The sequence below is a fragment of the Actinospineispora eucalypti genome, assembly GCF_039543365.1.
GTDB classification, from domain to species: domain Bacteria; phylum Actinomycetota; class Actinomycetes; order Mycobacteriales; family Pseudonocardiaceae; genus Pseudonocardia; species Pseudonocardia eucalypti.
Genome location: NZ_BAABJP010000030.1, coordinates 359,084 through 379,528 on the forward strand (window position 1 = coordinate 359,084; position 20,445 = coordinate 379,528).

20 protein-coding genes are annotated in these 20,445 nt (G+C 71.6%); 11 read left to right on the forward strand and 9 right to left on the reverse strand.

What is annotated here, in order from left to right; translation table 11 throughout:
- Nucleotides 1-33: 33 nt before the first annotated feature.
- Nucleotides 34-933 (reverse strand): RNA polymerase sigma-70 factor, encoded by a 900-nt coding sequence (locus tag ABEB12_RS26795; RefSeq protein WP_185062527.1) that lies wholly within the window; start codon nucleotides 931-933, stop codon nucleotides 34-36.
- An 11-nt stretch (nucleotides 934-944) separates the two neighbouring features.
- Complete coding sequence (locus tag ABEB12_RS26800; protein WP_185062528.1) at nucleotides 945-1,451, reverse strand: anthrone oxygenase family protein; 507 nt, start codon at nucleotides 1,449-1,451, stop codon at nucleotides 945-947.
- Between the two features lie 143 nt (nucleotides 1,452-1,594).
- On the opposite strand from ABEB12_RS26800, the gene ABEB12_RS26805 reads away from it, so the two are divergent.
- Together ABEB12_RS26805 and ABEB12_RS26810 are read left to right on the forward strand one after the other, a co-directional pair.
- Entirely contained in the window at nucleotides 1,595-2,728 is a 1,134-nt protein-coding gene (locus tag ABEB12_RS26805; protein ID WP_185062529.1) for an alkaline phosphatase family protein, read from the forward strand.
- 2 nt (nucleotides 2,729-2,730) lie between these two features.
- Nucleotides 2,731-3,414 carry an FCD domain-containing protein gene (locus ABEB12_RS26810; protein WP_185062530.1) on the forward strand — a complete coding sequence of 228 codons (684 nt, stop codon included), beginning with the start codon at nucleotides 2,731-2,733 and terminating at the stop codon, nucleotides 3,412-3,414.
- On the opposite strand, the gene ABEB12_RS26815 is transcribed toward ABEB12_RS26810, so the two are convergent.
- Nucleotides 3,371-3,961: a TetR family transcriptional regulator gene (locus ABEB12_RS26815; RefSeq protein WP_185062531.1), complete on the reverse strand. Its 591-nt coding sequence runs from the start codon at nucleotides 3,959-3,961 to the stop codon at nucleotides 3,371-3,373. The two genes, ABEB12_RS26810 and ABEB12_RS26815, sit on opposite strands and share 44 nt — an antisense overlap.
- A 70-nt stretch (nucleotides 3,962-4,031) precedes the next feature.
- Between ABEB12_RS26815 and ABEB12_RS26820 the strand changes: the two genes are divergently transcribed.
- The gene (locus tag ABEB12_RS26820; RefSeq protein ID WP_185062532.1) at nucleotides 4,032-5,138 is read left to right on the forward strand and encodes a saccharopine dehydrogenase NADP-binding domain-containing protein; all 1,107 of its coding nucleotides are present in this window, start codon (nucleotides 4,032-4,034) and stop codon (nucleotides 5,136-5,138) included.
- Nucleotides 5,139-5,186: 48 nt separating this feature from the next.
- Entirely contained in the window at nucleotides 5,187-5,885 is a 699-nt protein-coding gene (locus tag ABEB12_RS26825) for a hypothetical protein (protein WP_185062533.1), read from the forward strand.
- Here ABEB12_RS26825 and ABEB12_RS26830 read toward each other — a convergent pair.
- Nucleotides 5,801-6,145 (reverse strand): DUF952 domain-containing protein, encoded by a 345-nt coding sequence (locus ABEB12_RS26830; protein ID WP_221498207.1) that lies wholly within the window; start codon nucleotides 6,143-6,145, stop codon nucleotides 5,801-5,803. The two genes, ABEB12_RS26825 and ABEB12_RS26830, sit on opposite strands and share 85 nt — an antisense overlap.
- A 1,055-nt stretch (nucleotides 6,146-7,200) precedes the next feature.
- On the opposite strand from ABEB12_RS26830, the gene ABEB12_RS26835 reads away from it, so the two are divergent.
- Nucleotides 7,201-7,977: a GntR family transcriptional regulator gene (locus ABEB12_RS26835; protein ID WP_345703167.1), complete on the forward strand. Its 777-nt coding sequence runs from the start codon at nucleotides 7,201-7,203 to the stop codon at nucleotides 7,975-7,977.
- A gap of 3 nt (nucleotides 7,978-7,980) precedes the next feature.
- On the forward strand, nucleotides 7,981-8,748 hold the full coding sequence (locus ABEB12_RS26840; protein WP_185062535.1) for a TSUP family transporter: 768 nt from the start codon (nucleotides 7,981-7,983) through the stop codon (nucleotides 8,746-8,748).
- A 2-nt stretch (nucleotides 8,749-8,750) separates the two neighbouring features.
- Here the strand turns inward: ABEB12_RS26840 and ABEB12_RS26845 are convergent, their stop codons facing one another.
- Both ABEB12_RS26845 and ABEB12_RS26850 read right to left on the reverse strand, forming a co-directional pair.
- On the reverse strand, nucleotides 8,751-10,130 hold the full coding sequence (locus tag ABEB12_RS26845; protein WP_185062536.1) for a rhodanese-like domain-containing protein: 1,380 nt from the start codon (nucleotides 10,128-10,130) through the stop codon (nucleotides 8,751-8,753).
- Nucleotides 10,131-10,384: 254 nt separating this feature from the next.
- On the reverse strand, nucleotides 10,385-11,194 hold the full coding sequence (locus ABEB12_RS26850) for an IclR family transcriptional regulator domain-containing protein (protein WP_185062537.1): 810 nt from the start codon (nucleotides 11,192-11,194) through the stop codon (nucleotides 10,385-10,387).
- Between the two features lie 138 nt (nucleotides 11,195-11,332).
- Between ABEB12_RS26850 and ABEB12_RS26855 the strand changes: the two genes are divergently transcribed.
- The 5 genes from ABEB12_RS26855 to catC are packed head-to-tail and all read left to right on the forward strand — an operon-like array spanning nucleotide 11,333 to nucleotide 15,772.
- Nucleotides 11,333-11,908 (forward strand): flavin reductase, encoded by a 576-nt coding sequence (locus tag ABEB12_RS26855; RefSeq protein ID WP_185062538.1) that lies wholly within the window; start codon nucleotides 11,333-11,335, stop codon nucleotides 11,906-11,908.
- A 24-nt stretch (nucleotides 11,909-11,932) separates the two neighbouring features.
- Nucleotides 11,933-13,498, forward strand: coding sequence for a 4-hydroxyphenylacetate 3-hydroxylase N-terminal domain-containing protein (locus ABEB12_RS26860; protein WP_185062539.1), 1,566 nt, complete (start codon nucleotides 11,933-11,935; stop codon nucleotides 13,496-13,498).
- A gap of 19 nt (nucleotides 13,499-13,517) precedes the next feature.
- The gene (catA, locus tag ABEB12_RS26865; protein ID WP_185062540.1) at nucleotides 13,518-14,369 is read left to right on the forward strand and encodes a catechol 1,2-dioxygenase; all 852 of its coding nucleotides are present in this window, start codon (nucleotides 13,518-13,520) and stop codon (nucleotides 14,367-14,369) included.
- Entirely contained in the window at nucleotides 14,366-15,493 is a 1,128-nt protein-coding gene (locus tag ABEB12_RS26870; protein ID WP_185062541.1) for a muconate/chloromuconate family cycloisomerase, read from the forward strand. Before catA ends, ABEB12_RS26870 begins: the two co-directional genes overlap by 4 nt.
- Nucleotides 15,494-15,496: 3 nt before the next feature.
- Entirely contained in the window at nucleotides 15,497-15,772 is a 276-nt protein-coding gene (gene catC, locus ABEB12_RS26875; RefSeq protein ID WP_345703168.1) for a muconolactone Delta-isomerase, read from the forward strand.
- On the opposite strand, the gene ABEB12_RS26880 is transcribed toward catC, so the two are convergent.
- The 3 genes from ABEB12_RS26880 to ppk2 all read right to left on the reverse strand — a co-directional run bounded on the left by ABEB12_RS26880 (nucleotide 15,769) and on the right by ppk2 (nucleotide 20,373).
- Entirely contained in the window at nucleotides 15,769-17,043 is a 1,275-nt protein-coding gene (locus ABEB12_RS26880) for a glycosyltransferase (protein WP_185062542.1), read from the reverse strand. The genes catC and ABEB12_RS26880 overlap by 4 nt on opposite strands.
- A complete protein-coding gene (locus ABEB12_RS26885; RefSeq protein ID WP_185063095.1) occupies nucleotides 17,040-19,328 on the reverse strand; it encodes a GH92 family glycosyl hydrolase in 2,289 nt (762 codons plus the stop codon). Before ABEB12_RS26885 ends, ABEB12_RS26880 begins: the two co-directional genes overlap by 4 nt.
- 64 nt (nucleotides 19,329-19,392) lie before the next feature.
- Entirely contained in the window at nucleotides 19,393-20,373 is a 981-nt protein-coding gene (gene ppk2 / locus ABEB12_RS26890) for a polyphosphate kinase 2 (RefSeq protein ID WP_185062543.1), read from the reverse strand.
- Nucleotides 20,374-20,445: the final 72 nt, after the last annotated feature.

Here is a 20,445-nt window from a genome sequence, read left to right on the forward strand (position 1 = left end):
ACCGCTGTTAGCGAAGGGCCGACGTGACGACCGTCACGTCGTGCCGTCAACCGTGGCCCGCGCCGCGATGTGCGCCAGCTTCGCCGGGTTCATCACCCAATAGACGCGGTCGATGCCGTCGCCGGTGCCACTCACCATGAGCAGCGCCCTCGGCGCCCCGTCCAGGGTGACCAGCACGGCGGGGCCGCCGTTGGCCTCCACCCAGTCGACCCGCACATCCGTCCAGAACCGGGCGGCGAACCCCGCGACGAACCGGGCCACCCGGGTCCGGCCGACCACCGGCACCCGCAGCGCGTCCCGCACCGCGCCGCCGCCGTCCGAGTAGCTGGCCGCCTCGGCGGCGAGCAGCGACTCCAACTCCTGGAAGTCCCCGGCCTGCGCGGCGCTGAGGAACGCGGAGAGCAGCTTCCGCCGCTCGCCCTCGTCCACCGACCGCTGCCGCTCGGCCGCGATGCGCGCCTTGGCCCGGCTGAACAGCTTGCGCGCGGCGGGTTCCTTGCTGTGCAGCACCTCGGCGATGCGGCTGTACGGATAGTCGAAGGCCTCGCGCAGCACGAACGCCGCGCGCTCGGTCGGCGTGAGCTTCTCCAGCAGCACCAGCACCGCGGTCTCCAGCGCCTCGCCCCGCTCGGCGCCGAGCTGGGGATCGGCCGAGGTGTCCACCGGTTCCGGCAGCCAGGGGCCGGCGTAGGTCTCCCGCCGGGCGCGGGCGGTGCGGGTCATGTTGATGGCCAACCGGGTGGTCATGGTGACCAGGAATGCGGTGGCGTCCCGGATCTGGGCGCGGTCCTGCACCTGCCACTTGACCCAGACGTCCTGCAGGACGTCCTCGGCGTCGGCGACGCTGCCGAGCATCCGGTAGGCGATGCCGAACAGCTTCGGCCGCGCCTCGGCGAAGTCCTCCGCCACCGTCTCCAACCCGCTTCCGTCCACCGCCCCGAACGCTACCCCTTGGGTCGGACAGCCGGAGTGGAGCGGCCGTGCAGCACCAACGCCCAGGCCAGGCTGACGAACGCGGCCAGGTCGAGCAGCGTGCGCACCACGTTCCACGTCCGCCACTTCGCCTCGTCGAACGCGGCCCGGACGGCGGCCAGGTCCGGGATCCGGTCCGGGTCGCCGGCGGCCTTGATGGCGTCGTTGAGCGGCACGTTGATCGAGACGGTCAGCACCACCACCACGAGGTGCAGCGCCAGGGCGAGCAGGATCCAGCGCAGCGCCGGCCGGCCCCGGTTCAGGACCGCCGCCAGGATGCCGAACACCAGTGCGCCGAAGAAGCTGAAGCCGATGAACCACGGGTTCAGCACGGACCTGTCGATCTCCTGGAAGGCCGCCACGAACGTGCGGTCATCGGTGTGCCCGAGCCCCGGCATGATCGTGTGGGCATAGAGCAGGAAGACCCCGGCGCCTAGCGCCATGGAAACCGTCGCGACCATCAGTGACAGCGTGCGCATCTCGAAATCCTCTCCTCGGCACGATCAGTCTCCCGCCGCGGGGGCGAGACAGTGAATGTGTGTGTGGCTCGAACTCATGCGCTGTCGTCTCGTCGATTGTCGACAGTTGACGATCGACGGTAGGCGACCGTAGCGTTGCCGGCATGGAGCGGAAGATTCTGGTCGTCATGCTGGACGGGTTCGACCCGGCCTACCTCGAGGCGAGCGACATGCCGAACACCAAGCGGCTGGCGGCCGAGGGGTTCGCCAAGACCGTGCGCGGGGTCATGCCGAGCGTGACCAACGTGAACAACACCGGGATCTGCTGCGGCGTCTCCCCCGCCGAGCACGGCATCACCGGCAACTCCTACTTCGACCTGGAAACCCGCGAGGAGCGGTACATGGACCAGGCGTCCATGGTGCTCACGCCGACGCTGTTCCAGCGGGCCGCGCCGCACGGGTTCACCTCGGCGCTGCTCACCGCGAAGCGCAAGACCCAGTCGCTGCTGTGCGCCGGCGCGGACATTCGCCTGGCCGCCGAGGCGCCGGAAACGGCGGTGGGCGCGGACATCGACTGGGTGGACCGGCTCGGCCCGGCGCCGCACATCTACTCGGCCGACATCAACCACTGGCTGTTCCGGGCGGTGCGCGTGGTGCTGAACGAGACGCCGGCCCGGCTGGTCTACTTCCACACCACCGACTACCCGATGCACATGGAGCCGCCCTCCGGCGAGCTGTCCCGGTTCCACCTGAGCCGGTGGGACGAGTTGCTCGGCGAGCTGTTGGACGAGCACCCGGACCTCGAGGTGTACCTGTCCGCCGACCACGGGATGAACTTCAAGTCCCGCTGCTACGACCTGAACACGGTCCTACCGGCCCGGGGTGCCGATATCTTCTTCGCCATGTCCGCCGAGCGGGACCCCTACCTGCGCCACCACCGCAACTTCGGTGGCACCGCGTTCCTCTGGCTGCGCGAGCCCGGTGACCTGGAGCGGGTCGCCGACGCCTGCCGTTCGCTGCCCGGAGTGGCCGGCGTGCACGACCGCCTCCGCGCGGCCGAGGAGTTCCTGCTGCACCCGGACCGGATCGGCGACCTGGTGGTGACCGGGGACATCGACACCGTGTTCGGACCGGTGGACGATCCCGCCGGCGAGGAGGAGCTGCCGGCCGAGTTCCGGACGCACGGCGGCGTCGCCGAGGCGATCGCGCCACTGATCATCTACAACCGTCCGGTGGACGCCGCCACCGGACGGGAGATCGAGTACAACTTCCACCTCACCCGACCGATCGGCTTCTAGATATGGACGCGTTGCAGCTGGTGCAGACCAACTCGCTGGCCGCGCTGGTACAGCGGGAGATCACCGAGCTGATCCTCACCGGGGAGATCGGCGCCGGGGAATGGCTCAACGAGTCGGCGCTGTCCGAGCGGTTCGGGGTGTCCCGCGCGCCGGTGCGCGAGGCGTTCCGCTCGTTGGCCGAGCTCGGGCTGGTGCGGCAGCTGAAGAACCGGGGCGTGTTCGTCCGGGAGGTCACCGAGGAGGAGGCCGACCAGATCTACGAGCTGCGCGAGGTGCTGGACGAGCTGATCGCACGCAAGGCCGCCGCCAACGCAACACCCGAGCACCTGGCCGCCCTGGAGGGCCTGCTCGACGACATGGACCGGGCGGCCGACGCCGGCGACCTGGTCGCCTACTACCCGCTCAACCTGCGGTTCCACGACCAGCTGGCGGTGTACGCGGCCAACCCCAAGCTCACCGAGCTGTACCGGCGGCTGATGAACGAGCTGCACCTGTTCCGGCTGCGCGGGCTGTCCGGGCGGGGCGCGATGCCGACCTCCCGGGACGAGCACCGGGCCATCCTGGACGCTATCCGGGCCGGCGACCCCGACGCGGCCGGCCGCCTCGCCCGGGAACACGTGAACGCCAGCCGCCGCCGGCGGGTCAGCGGGCCAGCGAGTCCAGCAGGCGGTCCGCCTCCGCGATGACAGCGGGCAGGGCCGACTCGGGGTCGGCGGTCCGGGCGAGCAGCATGCCGGCCTCGCACAGCGCGCCGAACAGCAGCTGGCTCCGGATCGCCAGGTCGCCCTCGATGATCCGTCCGTCCGCCTGGGCGGCCCGCAGGCTGCCCCGGAGCAGCCGCAGGGTGTGCTGGTACTCGATCTCGCGCACGGTGTCCCAGCCCAGCACGGCCGGCCCGTCGCGCAGCACGATCTGCCGGGTGCCCGGTTCCAGGCACCGGCGCAGGAACTCGTGGCAGCCCGCGCGCACCGCCGACCAGCTGTCCGGGGCACCCTCGCCGGCGCGGGTCAACGCCTCGGCCAGCCGCTCCTCCTGGCGGACGAACACCGTCCGGAACAACCCGATCTTGCCCTCGAAGTGGTGGTACGCCGCGCCCTTGGTCACCCCGGCCAACGACGCGACGGCGTCGATCGAGGTTGCCGCGTAGCCGTCCCGGCCGAACAGCGTCAGCCCCGCCTCGACCAGGGCGCGCGTGGTCTCCTCCGACCGTTCGGCCTGGGTTCTACGGGGCATTGACAAAACATACCAGAAGTACGTAACTTGCGTACCAAGGTTACGTACCCTAAGTATGAAAGTGGGCGACATGCTGCCGATATCGGTCTACGGCGCCACCGGGCACACCGGCCGCCTGGTCGCCACCGAACTCGCCGCCCGGGGCCACGACGTGGTGCTCGCCGGCCGCGACTCCGCCTCGCTGGATGCCCTGGCCGGGGAGCTCGGCGGCTCGGCGCAGGTCCGGGTGGCCGGGCTGGACGACCACGCGGCGCTGCGGAAGGCGGCCGACGGCTCGGCCGTGCTGATCAACTGTGCCGGGCCGTTCTCCCGCTCCGGAGAACCGGTCGCATCGGCCGCGCTCGCCGCCGGCTGCCACTACCTCGACCACGCCGCCGAACCCCTGCACATCAAGCACCTGTTCGACGCCTTCCAGGGCCGGGCGCGCGGGGCGAACCTCGTGGTCATCCCGGGCATGAGCTTCTACGGCGCGCTGGCCGACCTGCTGGCCGACCTGCTCGCCGACGGCGCGCCCCTGGACGCGGTCACGGTGGCCTACGCGATCACTGGCTGGCGGTTGACCACCGCGTCGAAGGCCACCGCGGCCGAGTTGATCGGCGCCGACCGGGTGCTCTACGCCGACGGCGTCCACCGGGTGGCACCGGCCCGGACGGCGCCGGCGTCGTTCGAGTTCCCGCCGCCGGTCGGTGCCCGCGCGGTGATGGCCGACCACCCGGCCGGCGAGGTCGTCACCATCCCCCGGCACGTGGCCACGCGCGCGGTCCAGGCGCTCATGACCACGGACACCTTCGCCGAGGACACGGCGTTCACCAGCGACGACGTCGACGCTTCCACCCGGGCGCGGTCCAGCTTCACCATCGCCGTGTGCGCGGAAAACGGGCGGAGCGGCTACCTGCGCGGCCGGGACATCTACCGGGTGGGCGCCATGGTCTCCGTGCAGGCCGGCCTGCGACTGGCCGGTGGCGACGCCCCGGCGGCCGGGGTGCCCGACGCCGCCGGAGTGCTCAGCGCGGCCGGGGTGCTCAGCGCGGCCGGGGTGCTCAGCGCGGCCGGGGTGCTCAGCGCGGCCGGGGTGCTCAGCGCGGCCGAGGCCTTCCCGGCCGGGTCATTCCTGCGCGAGTTGGAGTGCCGAGGGCTGTTCACCATGGAGCTGCATACCAAAGAACCGGTGTCCTGATCTTCGGTCCGATGCGGCGCGCCCCTCCGCCGTCCTAACTTGCGGTACATGATCTATACGCGGAGCCGGGGGCTGGCGGCCGGGCTGTTCCTCCTCGCCCCGCTGGTCGGCGAGTACCTGCTCGGCAACACCCCGATCACCCAGCCCGAGTCGCTGCTCGGGCTGGCCCCGATGTACGGGGGCGGGGCGCTGCTGATCCGTGAGGTCACCCGCCGCACCGGGCGCGGCTGGCCGACCATGGTCGCGTTGGCCGCCGCCTACGCGCTGCTCGAGGAGGGGCCGATCGACATGATGCTGTGGAACCCGTCCTACGGCGGGTTCAGCATCGCCGACGCCTACGCCGAGACCTACGTCCCCGTGCTGGGCACCAGCGTGCAACTGCTCCAGGACGTGCTGACCATGCACACCGTGTGGAGCATCTGCGTGCCGATCGCGGTGATGGAGACCTTCGCCGGCGACCGCACCCGGCCCTGGCTGGGCCGGACCGGGCTGGCCGCCACCGCCCTGGTGTTCGTGACCGGCTCGGCCGCGCTCACCGCGCTGCAGATCGCCCAGAACCAGTTCGTCGCGTCGCCGGCCGAGCTGGCCTGGTCGTTCGCGGCCATCGCGGGTCTGGTCGTCCTCGGCCTGCGTCTCGGTCGTGACCCGGCCGAACGCGCTGCTCAACAACTGAACCGGAACCGTCCCTCGGCGTCGGCGGTGAGCGGGACGGTTTCGACCACGGCCGCCACCTCGATCGGGCCGTAGATGTGCGGGAACAGCTCCGCCACGCCCGGCGCCGGTGGTTCGAACCGCACCGGGGAGCTCAGCGCCTCCGGGTCGATGACCAGCACGACCAGACCGGTCTCACCGGCGTAGAACCGGTTGGCGGTGGCGGCGACCTGGCCGGCGGCGCTGGCGTGGATGTACCCCTGCTCCTCCAGGCTGACTCCCCGGGTGGAGACGGTGTATCGGCCGGCCGCCCGGGCGGCGGCCCAGTCGGCCCGGTAGGCGATGTGATAGATCAACTTTCCCCCAGTAGGCAGAGCGCGGCGGAACCGCGGAGGCCGCCACCACATTGCACCGCGTGAGCCGGCGTGGTGCACTGGTTGGGTGGCTGGTTCCGGTACCGCGACGACACCCCCCTTCCGGGTGTCCCTGCTCGCGACCGATCAGCTCTCGATCGACGACCGCATGTGTCGCCGGGTGAACCGCGCCCGCTGACCGCCGGGCGCCCCGGCGCCCCTGTCGATCGACCTCCCGAGGACCACCCGTGAACTCAGCACCGCACGACGACCCGTCGAACGACCGGCCCGACCGACCGGCCGAGCCCGCGCCTGAGGCCACTCCGACGAAGCCGGACCGGGAGCCGGGCCGCATTGCCAGGTTTGCCGCGATCGTGCGGGAGGCACATGCGGCCGGTGTTCCCTTTTAGGGGCTGGTGCCGGCTGAAAGATCGCTTGGACGGCGCGGGCGGTCCGCGGCGGCCGGGTGCGGCCCGTCGCGGTTCCCGCGATCGTGGAAACGCATGTCTCTGATACGCCCGTGAGGCGAACGGCTCGGGTCGCGCCCGTGCGCACGGCGAGCGGCTGATGTGTGGCGCCCTTCGTCGCGCAGCGTTGCCAACCGCCGAGTCCGCGCGGGCAATTCCACGGCTGGACCTCATCGAGTGCGACACCATTCTGGTTCGATCTTGAAAAAACCAGACTCGTGTCGACTTCGATGAACCGAGCGGGCCGAACCCGACCGACACCGGTCACACCCCGTACCACTGCCGGCGGCCTGGACGGCAACCGCGCCAGGGCGATCACCGCGCTCCCGTCCAGGCCATCTTCCGTACCCAACCCACGCCGAACCGGCAGCCCGAAACGACCGGCGCGAACCCTTAACTGAGCGGCATTGGAATCCATGATCACCATGACACGTGGCCGTTCGGAGGCGCGGGAAATGGCCGCCATGTCATGTTGACCAGGTAATCGAAGATCATCAGGCACTCAGGGCGGTTCTGGCGGCGGAAATCCGCGGTGCCGAACCAGCGCTCCACCACTGGCGTCCGGCGGTAAATGACCGTACATTTGGCGCGGTGAACGGTGTCGGAGGGGCGCGGCCGCCGAAGCGGGAGGCGAAGGAGCCGCTCTGGGCGCAGGTGCTCGCCGACCTTCGCCGGCGGCTGGCCGACGGCGAGTTCGCCGACGCGTTCCCCGGCGAGCACGCGCTGGTCGAGGAGTACCGGGTCAGCCGGCACACCGTGCGCGAGTCGTTGCGCCGCCTGCGCGGCGAGGGCGTGGTCACCGCCAACCGGGGCCGCCGCCCCAGGGTGGTCGGGCCGGACGAGATCGAGCAGCCCGTGGGCGTGCTGTACAGCCTGTTCAACTCGGTGGAGGCGGCCGGGTTGGAGCAGCGCAGCGTGGTGCGCACGCTGGACGTGCGCGCGGACGGGGTCATCGCGGCCCGGCTGGGCCTCGAGGAGTCGACCCCGCTGGTCTACCTTGAGCGGCTGCGCATGGCCGGCAGCGCGCCGCTGGCGCTGGACCGGGTGTGGCTGCCCGAACACCTGGCCGCGCCGCTGCTCGAGGTGGACTTCCGGCACACCGCGCTGTACGACGAGTACGCCCGGCGGTGCGGCGTGCGGGTCACCGGCGGACAGGAGCACATCCGCGCCGTGCTGCCCTACCCGGGTGAACGGTGGCTGCTGGACCTCGCGCCGGACGCCGCCGCCTTCGCCATCGAGCGGCTGGGCTGCTCGCGCGGCCAACCCGTGGAGTGGCGGCACACCGTCGTGCGCGGCGACCGGTTCGTGATCACCGCGAACCTGGCGCCCAACGACGCCTACCGGCTCGGCCTCACACCGAGAAGCTAGCCGATGCTGCTGGCGGCCGGTCTGGGTGTGCTCATCGGGCTGTGCCTCGGCGCCCTCGGGGGCGGGGGCGGCGTGCTCGTGGTGCCGGCCCTGGTCTACGCGCTCGGGCAGAGCGCCCAGCAGGCAACCACGAGCAGCATCATCATCGTCGGCCTGACCGCGGTCACCGGCACGCTGGCCCGGCTGCGGGGCGGCCAGGTCGACTGGCGGACCGGGCTGGTGTTCGGCGTCTTCGGGCTGCCCGCCGCCTACCTGGGCACCCTGGCCAACCACCGGGTGTCGCAACACGTGCTGCTGCTGGCGTTCGCCGCGCTCACCGTGCTCGCGGCGGCCGCGATGCTGATCAACGGCCGGCGGCCGGATGCGCCGCGGTCCGCCGACGACGCCCGGCGAGGCGCGACGGCGCTGATCGGCCAGGCGATCGGGTGCGGGCTGGTGATCGGGTTCCTCACCGGGTTCCTCGGGGTCGGCGGCGGGTTCCTGGTGGTGCCCGCGCTGGTGATCGGGCTGCGCATGCCGATGTCCCGCGCGGTCGGTACCTCCCTGCTGATCATCGCGGTGAACTCGGTGTCCGCGCTGGGCGCCCGGATCGGCGTGGCCGAGTTCGAGTGGCGGGTGATCCTGCCCTTCACGCTGGCCGCCGTCGCCGGCGCGCTGGCCGGCAAGCGGATCTCCGGCGCGCTCTCCGGCGACACGCTCACCCGTGCGTTCGCGGTGCTGCTGGCGCTGGTCGGTGCCGCGGTCGCGGTACAGAGCCTGGGCCAGTTCTGACCTCACGCCCGCACGTGTTCGCGCCACGCCCCCCAGCCGCCGAGCAGGTCGGCCACATCGGTGAACCCCCGCGAGCGCAGCAGGCTGGCGGCGGCCAGCGAGCGGTAGCCGCCGGCGCAGTGCGTGAGCACCGGGCGGGACGGATCCAGCCGCCCGAGCAGCTCGCCAAGCCTGGTCAGGGGCAGGTTGACCGCGCCGGGCAACGCCCCGTCGGCGTGCTCCCCCGGCCCGCGCACGTCCACCACCTGCAACCCCGGCTCCGAGGCGATGCGCCGCAGGGCCTGCTCCGGCGTCAGCCGCTGTGGCACCGACACGAGCTCCGAGTGCCCGGTGACCGGCCAGATCACCGCGCCCGCGACCTCGTCGACGCCCACCCGGGCCAGCCGCATCCGCGCCTCTTGCACCTCCGGCGATGAGCCGACCAGCAGCACGGCCTGCCCGGCCTGGTGCACGGCCGCGGCGTACTCGGCGAACCGGCCGGGCAGCGCCACGTTCACCGCGCCGCGCAGGTGTCCCTCCGCGAACGCCTCGTTGTCCCGCACGTCCAGCAGCAGCGCGCCGGCCCGCTGCCGGGCCACCGCCTCCGGCGCGGCCAGCCAGGGCAACTCGGCCGAGGGGTCGAAGCTGGTGTGCCCGGCGCGGTTGATCGCCACGTCCTGGGCGAAGTAGCTGGGCGGCGCGGCGAGCCCCTCGGTCACCACGGCGACGAACTCGTCCTCGGTCATCGGCGCCAGGGCGTAGTTGGTGGCCCGCTGGGCCCCGAGCGTGGACACGGTCTCCGCGGCGAGCGCCTTGCCGCAGGCACTGCCCGCGCCGTGCCCCGGGTACACGCTGACCTCGTCCGGCAGCGGCAGGATCTTCTCCCGCAGCGACCGGTACAGGTCCCGCGCCATCTGCTCCGAGGTCCGGCCGGCGGCACCCAGCAGGTCGGGCCGGCCCACGTCGCCGAGGAACAGCGTGTCCCCGGTCAGGATGGCCGTTGGGGCCGGGTCCGCCGCGTGCTCGCGCAGCGCGAAGGTGAGCGACTCCGGCGTGTGGCCGGGGGTGGCCAGCACCTGGATGCTGACGCCCGTGCCCGGTGCGCCCAGCTCCAGGACCTCGCCGTCCCGCAGGTGCCGGAAGCCGAACTCCACCGGCGCCAGCTCACTCATCGCCACGGTGGCCCCGGTGCGCTCGGCCAGCTCGGTGTGTCCCGGCACGAAGTCCGCGTGCACGTGGGTCAACAGAACCAGCTCGATGCGCAGACCCAGCCGCCGGGCCGCGTCCAGGTACTCCTGCACGTCCCGGCGCGGGTCCACCACCGCCGCGCGGCCGGAGGCCTCGTCCGCCACCAGGTAGGACGCCTGCGACAAGCACCCCAGATAGAACTGCTCCACGATCATCGGTTCGCCGCCTTCCGCCGGACCCGAACCAGTCGCATCAAATGTACGTACAATATCGCCGCCGGCCGCGCGGGGCAACCGCCGTGGTGTCCCGTCGGCGCGACCGGCAAGGCTGTTCGGGACACTCTTCCGGGAACCCACACGGAGATGGCCGACATGAGCGAGCCGACCAGGGACCGGATCGAAGTCAGCCGGTTCGTTCCCGCCGAAGCCGAGGCGATCTTCGCGGTACTGCGCGACCAGGTAGAAGCCGCTCAGTAGAACCCGTCTCGGGACACCGCCGCCCTCGGCTCGACGTGGCCGAGGTCGGCGGCCAGGTCCCGGGCCGCGTCGAGCAGGATCGGCACCGTCTCGTTGGCCAGCTTCTCCGGCGCCTGGCGACCGGCCGAGGTGGACGAGGCGAGCGCCGCGACCACCCGGCCGGTGCGGTCCCTGACCGGGGCGGCGGCCGAGATCAGGCCCTCCTCCAGCTCGCCGTCCACGATCGCCCATCCCCGCTCGCGCACCCCGGCCAGGACCAGGCGCAGCTCGGCGGGATCGGTCACCGTGGACGGCGTCCGCGCGCGCAGGTCGCTCTCCTCCAGGAAGCGGGTGATCCGCTCGGGGCCGGCCCAGGCCAGTAGCACCCTTCCCATCGACGTGGCGTACGCCGGCACCCGGGTGCCGACCGCGACGTTGATGCTCATGATCCGGCGGACCGGCACGCGGGCCACGTAGACCGCGTCATGGCCGTCCAGCTCGGCCAGCGAGGCGGACTCCCCGGTTTGCTCGGCCAGGTGCAGCAGGTGCGGCTGGGCGATCTCGATCATTGCCCGGGTGGCGGTGTAGTGCTGGCCGATGCTGAGCACCCTCGGCGTCAGCCGCCAGCGCGTGCCCTCGTTGGCCACGTATCCCAGGCGCTGCAGGGTGATCAGCAGCCGGCGCACGGCCGGGCGGGAGAGCCCCGTGGCCGAGGCCAGCTCGGCGAGCGTCGGGTTGCTCAGTTCCTCGTCGAAGGCGAGCAGTACGGCGAAGCCGCGCTCCAGGCTCTGCACGTAGTCGCGGTCGCCACCCTCCACAGCCATCCGCTCATCCTTCCGCAACGGAATACCCGCTCGGGCCTTGACCGGCCTTGGCCGGTGCGGCAGTCTCAACCGCGTTGAACGCAAAGCGTTCGTATAGTACGCATAGCGTACATCAACGCACAAGGAGGTGCGGCCGACATGACCGTCCAGCCCCGTCAGCTGCGGAACGCGTTCGGCCGGTTCGCCACCGGCGTTACCGTCGTGACCTGCCACAACAACGAAGGCACTCCGCACGGCGCCACGGTGAACGCGTTCACCGCCGTGTCGCTGGAGCCCGCGCTGTGCCAGGTCACGCTCACCCGCCGGTCCAAGGCCTGCGGCTACCTGGACGGAGCACCGTTCGCGGTCAACGTGCTGGGTGCCGGCCAGGCCGACACCGCCTGGCACTTCGCCGGCCGGCCCGCCGACCCCGGGCCGGAGTGGGCGGAGGGACCCACCGCGCCGGTGCTGGTGGGTTCGGCGGCGGTGTACTCCTGCCGCCCGTGGCGCACCTACGACGGGGGCGACCACCTGATCGTCGTCGGCGAGGTCGCCCACATCGAGGTCACCGAGGCCGAGCCGCTGCTGTTCTACCGGGGCTCGTTCCGGGACATCGGCCCGGTGGAGACCGGCACGCACTGGGGAGGCTCGCTCGACTGCCCCGAGGCCGGTTGGTTCGGGATTGTCGACGGAGCCGCAACCACCTTCACCCCACTACGCCCGCACGCCGCCTGAACTCGCAACCGAAGGGCCAGACCCATGACGATCCAGCAGGACCGCGTCGCCGCGACCCCGACCGCCACCGCCCCGATGACCGGCGACGAGTACCTCGAGTCGATCCGGGACGGCCGGGAGGTGTGGATCTACGGCGAGCGGGTCAGGGACGTGACCACCCACCCGGCCTTCCGCAACCCGGTCCGGATGACCGCCCGGCTCTACGACGCCCTGCACGACCCGGCCGCCCGGGATGCGCTCACCGTGCCGACCGACACCGGCAACGGCGGCGTCACGCACCCGTTCTTCCGCAGCCCGCACACGGTCGAGGACCTGCTCGCCGACCGCAAGGCGATCGAGACCTGGGCCCGGATGAGCTATGGCTGGATGGGTCGCTCCCCCGACTACAAGGCCAGCTTCCTCGGCACCCTCGGCGCGAACAGCGAGTTCTACGCGCCGTTCGAGGACAACGCGAAGCGCTGGTACCGCGAGTCGCAGGAGAAGGTCCTCTACTGGAACCACGCCATCATCAACCCGCCGGTGGACCGCAACCTCCCGCCGGACGAGGTCGGCGACGTGTTCATGAAGGTGGAGAAGGAGACCGACGCCGGCCTGATCGTGTCCGGGGCGAAGGTCGTGGCCACCGGGTCGGCGATCACCAACTACAACTTCATCGCGCACTACGGGCTGCCGATCAAGAAGAAGGAGTTCGCGCTGATCTGCACGGTGCCCATGGACGCGCCGGGCATCAAGCTGATCTGTCGCACCTCCTACACCCAGCAGGCCGCCGTGATGGGCAGCCCGTTCGACTACCCGCTGTCCTCCCGGCTGGACGAGAACGACACGATCTTCGTCTTCGACAAGGTCCTGGTGCCCTGGGAGAACGTCTTCCTCTACGGCGACATCGAGAAGATCAACGGCTTCTTCCCGGTCTCCGGGTTCATCCCCCGGTTCACCTTCCACGGCTGCATCCGGCTGGCCACCAAGATCGATTTTATCGCCGGCCTGCTGCTCAAGGCCCTGGAGATCACCGGCAGCAAGGACTTCCGGGGCGTACAGAGCCGGGTCGGTGAGGTGATCGGCTGGCGGAACACCTTCTTCGCCCTGGCCGACGCGATGGCCAGCAACCCCGACGAGTGGGTGGGCGGCGCCCTGCTGCCCAAGCTGGACTACGGCCTGACCTACCGGATGCTGATGATCCAGGCCTACCCGCGGATCAAGGAGATCATCGAGTCCGACGTGGCGTCCGGGCTGATCTACCTCAACTCGCACTCGATCGATTTCAAGACCCCCGAGGTGCGGCCCTACCTGGACCGCTACGTCCGGGGTTCGAACGGCTACGAGGCCGTCGACCGGGTCAAGGTCATGAAGGCGCTGTGGGACGCCGTCGGGTCCGAGTTCGGCGGGCGCCACGAGCTGTACGAGCGCAACTACTCCGGCAACCACGAGAACGTGAAGGCCGAGCTGCTGTTCGCCGCCGAGGCCCAGGGCCACACCGCCGCCATGAAGGGCCTTGCCGAACAGTGCCTGGCGGAGTACGACCTGGACGGCTGGACCGTTCCCGACCTCGTCAACAACGACGACGTCAGCTTCCTGCGCAACCGGCACTGACGCACACCAGGAGGACACGATGACCACCACACAGCCCTCACCCACCGCCGCCGGCTCGGGCGCCAGCGCCTCGGACGCCTTCCGGGCCAGCACCGAACGCCGGGGCAGCGCCGGCACGTCCCAGGAGCGCGCCGACCGGCTGCTCTCCCGCACCCTGGCCGCCATCCACCAGGTGATCCGCGAGGAGGAGGTCAGCTACCCGGAGTTCCAGACCGTCAAGCGGTGGCTGATGGAGGTCGGGGAGGGCGGCGAATGGCCGCTGTTCCTCGACGTCTTCTTCGAGCACGAGGTTGAGAAGGTCGCCGCCCGCACCCAGCGGGGCAGCGTCGGCAGCATCGAGGGCCCCTACTACCTGCCCGGCCAGCGGCGGTTGGGCTCGGTCGCCACACTGCCGATGCGGCCGGACGAGAAGGGGGCGCGGTTGGTCTTCTCCGGCCAGGTCCGCGATCTGGACGGCGCCGCGCTGGCCGGTGCGGAGATCGACTTCTGGCAGGCCGACGCCGACGGCTACTACTCCGGTTTCGCCCCGGACCTGCCCGAGGGCAACCTGCGCGGCGTGATCGTCACCGACGACCAGGGCCGGTTCGAGATCACCTCCGTCCTGCCCGCGCCCTACCAGATCCCGACCGACGGCCCGACCGGCGCACTGATCGCGGCGGCCGGCTGGCACCCGTGGCGCCCGGCCCACCTGCACCTGATGGTGCGCGCGGACGGCCACCGCCAGATCACCACCCAGCTCTACTTCGCCGGCGGCGAGTGGCTCGGGTCCGACATCGCGTCGGCGACCAAGGACGAGCTGGTGCTGGACCCGGAGCGGCAGGCCGACGGCGGCTACACGGCGGTCTACGACTTCGTGCTCGAGCCGGCGTGAGCGACGACGACCTCCGGATCGACCGCGTCGAAACGGTGCTGGTGGACATCCCATTGCGCCGCCCGCACCGTTTCGCCCGCGTGAGCATGGACGCCCAGCCGGTGCTCTACGTCTTCGTCCGGACCAGGGGCGGGAGCACCGGCGTGGGCGAGGGAGTCGTGCCGGCCGGGCCGTGGTGGGGCGGCGAGTCGGTGGAGACCATGCAACTGGTGGTGGAGCGCTACATCGCGCCGGTCGTGCTCGGCCGTCGGGTGGACGACGTCCACGGCATCCTGCGCGAGGTCACCGACGTGGTGGCCAACAACCTGTTCGCCAAGGCCGCCGTCGAGGTGGCCGTGCACGACGCGTGGGCCCGCGCGCTCGGCGTGCCCGTGCACACCCTCCTCGGCGGGCTGGCCCGCACCTCGGTACCGGTCACCTGGGCGCTGGGCACCGAGCCCGCGCCCGTGGTGGTCGAGGAGGCGCTCGGCAAGCTGGACGCCAACCTGCACCACACCTTCAAGCTGAAGATGGGCGCCCAGGACCCGGCCGACGACGTCGCCCGCATCCGCTCCGTCGCCGAGAAGCTGGCCGGGGTGGCCGGCGTCCGGGTGGACCTGAACGCCCGCTGGGACCGGCTCACCGCGCTGACCCACCTGCCCCGGCTGGCCGAGGCCGGCGTGGAGATGGTGGAGCAACCCGTACCCGGCGCCGAGATCGAGGCGCTGGCCGAGATCAGCGCGGCGCTGCCCATCCCGGTCATGGCCGACGAGACCCTGCGCACCCCGGGCGACGCGGTGCGCATCGCCCGGCTTCGCGCGGCGGACATCTTCGCGGTGAAGACCACCAAGTGCGGCGGCCTGCGGGCCAGCATGGAGATCGCGGCGATCGGGGCGGCCGCCGGCATCCCCTCGCACGGGGCGACCTCGATCGAGTCCCCGGTCGGCACCGCCGCCTCGCTCCATTTCGCCTGCGCGGCCCCCGGCGTAACCTGGGGCAGCGAGCTGTTCGGACCGCTGCTCATGGCCGAGGAGATGGTCACCGAACCGCTGCGCTACGCCGGCGGCCACCTGCACCTGCCCGAAGGCCCCGGGCTGGGCGTGGAGCTCGACCCCGACAAGATCCGCGCGTTCCGGAGGGACTGACCCGTGCTCTTCCACGTCACCATGGACGTCGACATCCCGCACGACCTCGACCCGGACGTCCGCGCCGACACCCTCGCCCGGGAGAAGGCCTACGCGCAGGACCTGCAGCGGCAGGGGAAGTGGCGGCACATCTGGCGGGTGGTCGGGAAGTACTCCAACGTGAGCATCTTCGACGTGGGCTCCACCGACGAGCTGCACGAGATCCTCTGGAACCTCCCCCTCTTCCAGTACATGACCGTCCAGGTCACGCCGCTGTGCCCCCACCCCTCCGCGATCTAGCTGGCGAGTACCTGGGGGCGGGCGCGGAAGAGGTCGTCGAACACCCGGGCGCGGTCGAAGGCCATGGCCTGCTCGCGGCCGCGCCGCTCCAGCGAGCGCCGCTCGTGCTCCGGCATCTCCAGCACCACCCGGTCCAGCGCCGCCGCCAGCGCGGGGACGTCGCCGGCCGGCACGATGACCGCTGCATCGCCGACCGCCTCGCCGGTGCCGCCGGTGAGCGCGGTGATCACCGGGCCGCCCCCGGTGAGCAGCTTCTCGGCCAGCGCGATCCCGAAGGTCTCCACGAAGTCGGGCTCCTCCTTGGTCGGCAGCGCGTAACCCGCGCAGCCGCGCATGAGCCGGGGTTTCTCCGCGTCGTCCACGTCGGTCAGGAAAACCACCCGGTCACCGAGCGGAGCGGCCAGCTCGCGCACCTCCGCCAGTGAAGTCCCGTTGCCCGCGATGACCAGCTTCACCCGGTCGCGGGCTCGGCTCCCGGCGTACGCCACCACCAGGTCGTGCACGCCCTTGGCCCGGGTCACCCGGGAGAGGAACAGCAGGTAGCCGTCCCGGACCAGGCCCCGGCGGGCCAGTGCGGCGTCCACCTCGGCCGGGTCCGGGTCGAGGTAGGCGGCGGCCTCGATCGGCGGGTAGCTGACCGTCACCCGGTCCCGGCACTCGCCGGCGAACCGGGTGCCGGTGTGCCGGTCCACCGCCTCGGCGGCCAGCACTATCTGGTCCCGGGTGTACTCGGAGACCGCCACCACCTGGTCGTGCGCGAGATACGTGGTGAACGTGGCCACGGCGGCGCCGAACCGGCCCTCGCGCAGGCAGGACCGGATCACGTTGGTGACGTCCGAGCCGACCGCCTTGGCGATGGTGTGCACGTCCGGGGCGAAGCCGGCCGCGCGGGCCGAGGCCACCGCGTCGACGACGACGTTCGCGTGCGGCGCCAGGTACATGGACAGGCAGACGGTCGGCACCGGGTCGGCGAGCAGCTCGACCAGCCGGCCGGTGAGGCCGGCCAGGTGGCGGCCGTCCGGCACGCGGTAGTCGCCGACCGGTTCGGGGCGTTCCACGGTAATCCCCGGGCTGTAGGGCTGGAGCCGGTCCAGCGGCTTCAGCGGGAGGCCGGCCGCCTGCAGCGCGGCAAGGGGCCAGGTCAGCAGCCGGACGTCGGTGAAACCCCTGGTCAGGGCCACCTCGGCCAGGTTGCGCGCCTCGCCGGAGTGGCCGCAGATCACCGGGTCGGCACGCACCACGATGACCAGTCGGCGTTCTGGGAAGCTCATGTCGTGCCCCCTCCGGGCCGGGCGTCGGACACCGAGGGCGGGCGGGCCGAGCGCCCCCACTGGGACGGCTCCGGGCCGAGCTCCAGCCGCAGCAGGCCGCCTCGGTGCACCTCCGACGCGTTGATGTGGGTCGTCTCGAGCGGCCGGCCGTTCAGTGTGGCCGACCGCACGTACTGGGTGGGCGGGGTGTGCTCGACGCCGTCCGCGCCGATCGGTTCGTCCCGGTGCCCGGAGGCCTCGATGACGAACTCGCCGCCGTCCACCCGCAGGGCGGCCCGGGCGAACGCCGGCGCGTTGACCAGGAACCGGCCCTGCCCGGCGACCGGGAACAGCCCCAGCGACGCCCAGACGTACCACGCGCTGAGCCCGCCCGAGTCGTCGTTGCCCGGCAGCCCGCCGGCGCCGGTGCCGAACTGCCAGGTGAGCGCCGCGTGCACGATCTCGGCCGTGCGGTCGGGGCGGCCGGCATAGTGGTAGGCCCACGGCGCGTCCATGTCCGGCTCGTTGTTCAGCCCCTCGAACCGGTTCAGCGCGTAGCCGGCCGCCATCTCCTCGGCCGACGGCCGCCGCCCGGGCTGGGTGACGGCCCCGGCGAAGCCGGCCGCGGGCGGGCGGCCGGCTTGGCGCCCGACGGGAACACTGCCGCCGAACCCGAAGAACCGGTCCAGCATGGCGACGAAGGCGTCCTCGCCACCGGCCAGCGCGATCCGCGCCCGCATGTCGTGCAGCAGCCGGAACGAGTAGTTCCACTTGCCGCCCTCGTAGAACTCGGAGTCGCGCAGCAGCCCGGTGGACCGCTCGAACGCGTTCACCCAGTTCCGGGCCCGCTCCTCCAACTCGTCGGCCAGCCGCTTGTCCCCCAGCGCCCGGGCCACCTTGGCGGTGCAGTGGTGGCCGTAGGCCAGGTCCAGCGTGTGGGTGATCGGGTGCACCAGGCCCTGCTCCAGGAAGTCCTCGCCGTAGAGGCGGCGCAGGTCATCCACCATGTGGACCAGTGCCCAGCTCCAGTCCAGGCCGCCCAGCCCGAGCGCGTGCGCGTCGGCCAGCGCGGTGTGCGCGAGGGCGCTGCCCTGCCGGAAGAAGCGGTCCGCCCCCCGGGCCATCCGGTAGCCGATCGGGAAGTTGCCCTCCTCCTCGCACACCCGGATCAGCGACTCCAGCAGGTCGGCCGCCCGGTCCGGCACGATCGCCATGAGCAGCGGGATCTGCGCCTTGTAGATGTCCCACATGGTGCAGACGTCGAACGCGAACGGCCCGGAAGCCGGCCAGAACGGGCTCTCGTCGTCGCCGAAGCAGGGCTTGATCAGCGAGTGGTAGAGCGCGGTGGCCATCACCTGCCGGCGGGCCGGTGTGCCGCCATCCACCTCGACCCGGCTGAGGTGGTCGCCCCACCGGCCCGAGGTGCGCGCCCGGACCAGGTCGAAGACCGGGCCTTCCTCCCCGCACTCGCGCTCCAGGTTCTCCCTGGCCTGGTCACAGCCGCGCAGCGAGAAGCCCAGCCGCACCTCGATGGTCCGGCCGGCCCGCGCGGAGCCCATGAACAGCAGGCCGAACGGGCGCAGCGTGGTCTGCCGGATGCTGTCGAAGTCCAGCCGGGTGCCGCCCTCGATCAGCCGGCGGTCGTGCCAGAGCATCTGCCGCCAGCCGGGGCTGTCCACCTGCAGGTACACCGAGAGCGGCACGCCCTCCAGCACCACCGTGCCCTGCGCGTGGCCCCGCCCCATGCTCTCCACCTGGGCGCGCAGCGGGACGGTCCGGCCGTGCTCGATGGCCAGCCCGCCACAGGACAGGTCCACCACCACCCGCGCGCTCGAGCTCTCCGGGAAGGTGTACCGGTGCACGGCGACCTTCTCGCCGACGGTGATCTCGCAGCGGATGCCGGTGTCCAGGGTGGCCGCGTAGTACCCGGCCGACGCCGTCTCGTCGCGCAGCGGCCAGGCCTCGCCGAGCTCGTCCAGCGGCTGCACCATCGGCGTGACCCGCACGTAGTTGTAGTACTTGCGGATCGCGCCGGTACCGGACTGCTGGAAGTGCGTGAAGCCGGAGGCCTGCAGCGTGTCGAACAGTTCCTCGGGCACGCCCTCGGTGTTCTTCCGGTAGCGCCCGTAGCCGGTCGGGTAGGCACCCGAGTAGGCGCAGGCCGACACCATGCCCAGCGGGTAGGTCGCGCCCGGGTGGGTGTTCCCGACCTGCGGTTTCGGCCACCACCATGTGGCGGCGAGACCGGCCGGAGGCGGGAGGCTGGTCGCGGCGGTCCCGATGAACGGATCAATCTCGGTGAGAATGCCCGGACTGTAGAACGGCGGCGGTCACCCGGCGGTTACCGCGACGTGAAATCGCGGTACACGCTCAGGAGCGCTCGCTCTGTTCGTAGACCTCCGAGGGCGGTCCGACGATCAGCGGATCGGGGATGCCGACGACCTCCGGGTCCTTGGCCGGGTAGTCCAGGTTGGAGAGCACCCAGCGCAGCGCGGCGATCCGGCCGCGCTTCTTGTCGTTGCTCTTCACCACGGTCCACGGCGCCTCGGGGATGTCGGTCCCGGCGAACATGGCCTCCTTGGCCCGGGTGTAGTCGTCCCACTTGTCCAGCGAGTTGAGGTCGATGGGGCTCAGCTTCCACTGCCGGAGCGGGTCGATCACCCGGATCCGGAACCGGGTGCGCTGCTCCTCGCGCGAGACGGAGAACCACAGCTTGATCAGGTGCACGCCGTTGTCCACCAGCGCACGTTCCAGGCCGGGCACCTGGGTCATGAACTCCTGGTACTGCGCGTCGTCGCAGAAGCCCATCACCCGCTCCACCACCGCCCGGTTGTACCAGGACCGGTCGAACAGCACGATCTCCCCACCGGCCGGCAGCAGGCTGAAGTAGCGCTGGAAGTACCACTGGGTCTGCTCGCGCTCGGTCGGCTTGCCCAGCGCCACCACCCGGGTGCCGCGCGGGTTGAGGTGCTCGGTGAACCGCTTGATCGTGCCGCCCTTGCCGGCGGCGTCCCGCCCCTCGAAGAGCACCACCACCCGCTGCCCGGTGTCCTTCACCCAGGACTGCATCTTCAGCAGCTCGATCTGCAGGCCGCGCTTGATCTCCTCGTACTGGTCGCGGCTCATCCGCTCGTCGTACGGGTAGTCCTGCCGCCAGGTGGTGATCTCTTCCCGGCCCTTGAACAGCACCGCGTCGTCGGCGTCCAGCTCCTTGACCATCCAGTCGCTGGCGTTGTCCAGCAGGTCCACCTGCCGCAACGCCTCGCGCAGCTCGTGTCTGGTCTTCTCGGAATGGCCCGCGGCGCGCGGCGTGTGCCGGAACCGCTCCACCGCCTGCTCAACCGACGTCATCGACAAGTCCTCCCGCTCCGCCACCTTCGATCCAAGGCAGTTTCCCCCTCGGCGGCCGCTCACGCGTCCCGG